The sequence below is a fragment of the Bacillus sp. AP50 genome (assembly GCF_040492675.1).
Lineage (GTDB): Bacteria > Bacillota > Bacilli > Bacillales > Bacillaceae_G > Bacillus_A > Bacillus_A cereus.
Genome location: NZ_JBEUTW010000482.1, coordinates 1 through 2,801, shown reverse-complemented (window position 1 = coordinate 2,801; position 2,801 = coordinate 1). Strand labels below are relative to the sequence as shown.

Below are 2,801 nucleotides of genomic sequence, written 5' to 3'. Positions count from 1 at the left end.
CCAGAAGTATTAAATGCTATGAATGAGCGTGGAACTAAAGGGCAAGTTATTTCTGATCCATCAACTGGTATAGCATACTTACAAACTGAAGTATTACCTAATGGTGATTTAGACAAAATCACAACTTGGATGGATGAAAGACCTGAAGGGAAATGGTTTTACGACTATATAAAAGTTAAATAATAGTTAAAGCCGTCCTGTTGGGCGGCTTTTTAAATTACATCTTCAATTATTTCGTTTTCGATTTCTTCTATTTTAGTAAGTTCTACTTCAAAATCTTTGATTTCTAATAGCCCATCTTCACCTTTACCAAATACTTTCATCTCAACATTCTTTACATTTTGCAAGGCACGATATATTTTACTTGAATAATTAGGGGCGATTGTAATCATGCGAACTTCTTCATCAAAACAAGTTGGATAATAAGCTGATTGCCATGTAATTCCTTTATCATCATCAACAATTTTTAATTCAATAACACATTTAACTCCATTTTTATCTTCAGCTAAAATATCGATGACACCATATTCTACTTTGTGTTGCCTTTCAACAAATGTCATACCATCTTCAATTAGGTCTATAAAATCACATAGAAAATCCTCTAGTAGGCTCTCAGTGCTATTAATTATTTCGTTAGTTATTAATTTCTTCCACATCATGTCCATTTTTTCTTTCTGTTCTTTAATATCCTTGTTGTTTTCCCATTCCTCTCGAGGCATACAGTAAGTCGAACATAGGCCGAAAAATACAGAAGGTTCTTTACTAGTAATATCCTCTACATGTGACCAATCAAGATTATTTATTGAAAATAATATTTCACTTTGTAATAATTGTTTAGTTTTCTCAGGTGTCTTCTCCCAAAAACCATGAAACCAGTATTTTGTTTCTTTTGTGTTAGATAATCTTTCTACCTCTTTTTTTCTAAAACACTCTTTGCAAAAAAAACTCCCTAATTCAAAAAAGAATACTTGTGATTTTATCGAATCTATAATTTCTTCATCTTGTGTAACCATGAGTAACTTTCCTGTATTAAAATCCCATTCTGGCAGGGCGTTATCGAAAGCATAAATATAATATCTTCGGTTCTCATATTCTCTGTATTCTATTTTTACACAACCGTATTTTTCCAAAAAGGTATCTTTATCGAGTAAAAGTTCCACACCATTATTAAAATAATCATCCATCACCTAACACCTCCACTAGCATTATGGAAATGTTAGGTGAATATTATACAAAAAAATATATAGCCACCTTATTGCGCAGCTTTTTATATTTTTATCTAATACCTTCTTAAAAAACCTTTCTAAAAGAACGTTAGTTCGCATCTAATCAGAACGAATGTTCTGTTGTTTAAGGAGGAAATGACAGTGTGTGACTATTCAATATTGCCAAATCGAATTGCCTTATGTGTAGATCTTCGTTCGTTTTACGCCAGTGTATCGTGCATCAAGATAGGATTAGATCCTCTACATACCAAGTTAGCTGTAGTTGGTGATGTGAATAGGAGTGGCTCAATTGTTTTGGCTGCAACTCCACCATTAAAAGAGTTAGGCGTAAAGAAAATGGCAAGAGCCTATGAGATTCCTCGTCGAAAGGATATTCTTGTTGTGAATCCAATTATGGGGAATGCACGATAGGAATTGGACCTAATCCTTTAATGAGTAAGGTAGCACTGAGAATACTAAAGATTAATCTGTACATAAATAAGATGCGTATGATAGCAATATTTAGCAACTAATTTTGGAGTGTACATTATCTGTGTACATTAATCTGTAATGATATAAGGAGATTTTTGTATGTCTAAGTATATTTTTTGCTAAGTTTTTTAAAGATACAGTTCATATCTAGGTTTAAAGTTAAGGAGAATTTTAAAAGGTTGTTAATTAAATGGAATTATAAGATGCTTTTATTTAACAGTTCATATACAATAAAATGTAGAGATCTCATTGAAGTAAAATAGTTGATAATAAAATTATTTTATCAGTACATAAAAATATTAGATATTGAGTAAAGTTTTATTAAATAAGCTCATGGTAATCCTATATGAAATGAAACATACGAAAGTGGTGAGAAAATTGAATTGGCAACATTTTCAAACTTATAACGATGCCCCGACGCAAGCTTTTGAAACTATGTGTAATCAATTATTTGAACTTTGGTGTAAAAGAGAATATAAATATTCTTTAGATTCAGTTACTGTAGTTAACGGAAGTGGTGGTGACGGTGGAGTAGAAGCATTCGCTACTTTAAAAGACAGTTCAATAGTCGGTGTACAAGCTAAATGGTTTCCTTCTAGTATAACCGCTGGTCAAATGACTCAAATAAAAAAATCTATTAAAACAGCAATGGAGGTTCGACCAAATTTAATCCGATATATTGTATGTATTCCTAGAGATTTAAATTCAATAAAAAAAGGAAAAGATGGTAAGATTGTTACTAATACAGAATCAACTAGATGGGATTCATTAAAAAAAGCAATTAAAGAAGAATATCCATTGTTAGAAATAATCCTGTGGGATGAAACAAAGATATTATTTCAACTTCAACAACATGAGGCTAACGGTATATATAGATATTGGTTTGAAAAATCTGAAATAAGTTATGAGAGTTTGGAATATTCTTACAACCGCCAGAAAAGTGGATGGCTTTCTCAAAAGTATATACCTAACCTTCATCAAGAGGGGGCTATTAACAATCAGGTATTACAGTACTTAGGTACCTCAGAAACTAGAAAAAATATATTTGTTCAATTAAAAAATATAAAAGAATTATGTAATTGTATTAAGCGTTCGATAGACGAT

At 31.2% G+C, this 2,801-nt stretch carries 3 protein-coding genes and 1 pseudogene; 3 read left to right on the top strand and 1 reads right to left on the bottom strand.

Annotation, left to right across the window (positions count from 1 at the left end; translation table 11 throughout):
- Positions 1-183 (top strand): N-acetylmuramoyl-L-alanine amidase C-terminal domain-containing protein (locus ABWK52_RS25135; RefSeq protein ID WP_353772205.1); only part of this gene is annotated, 183 nt, incomplete at its 5' end.
- 29 nt (positions 184-212) lie between these two features.
- Here the strand turns inward: ABWK52_RS25135 and ABWK52_RS25130 are convergent.
- Positions 213-1,184 (bottom strand): endonuclease NucS domain-containing protein, encoded by a 972-nt coding sequence (locus ABWK52_RS25130; RefSeq protein WP_098541860.1) that lies wholly within the window; start codon positions 1,182-1,184, stop codon positions 213-215.
- Between the two features lie 183 nt (positions 1,185-1,367).
- On the opposite strand from ABWK52_RS25130, the pseudogene ABWK52_RS25125 reads away from it, so the two are divergent.
- Together ABWK52_RS25125 and ABWK52_RS25120 are read left to right on the top strand one after the other, a co-directional pair.
- Positions 1,368-1,622 (top strand): annotated as a pseudogene (locus ABWK52_RS25125) (DNA repair protein); the annotation flags it as partial.
- Between the two features lie 453 nt (positions 1,623-2,075).
- Positions 2,076-2,801: hypothetical protein (locus ABWK52_RS25120; RefSeq protein WP_353772204.1), on the top strand; the 726-nt coding region annotated here is incomplete at its 3' end.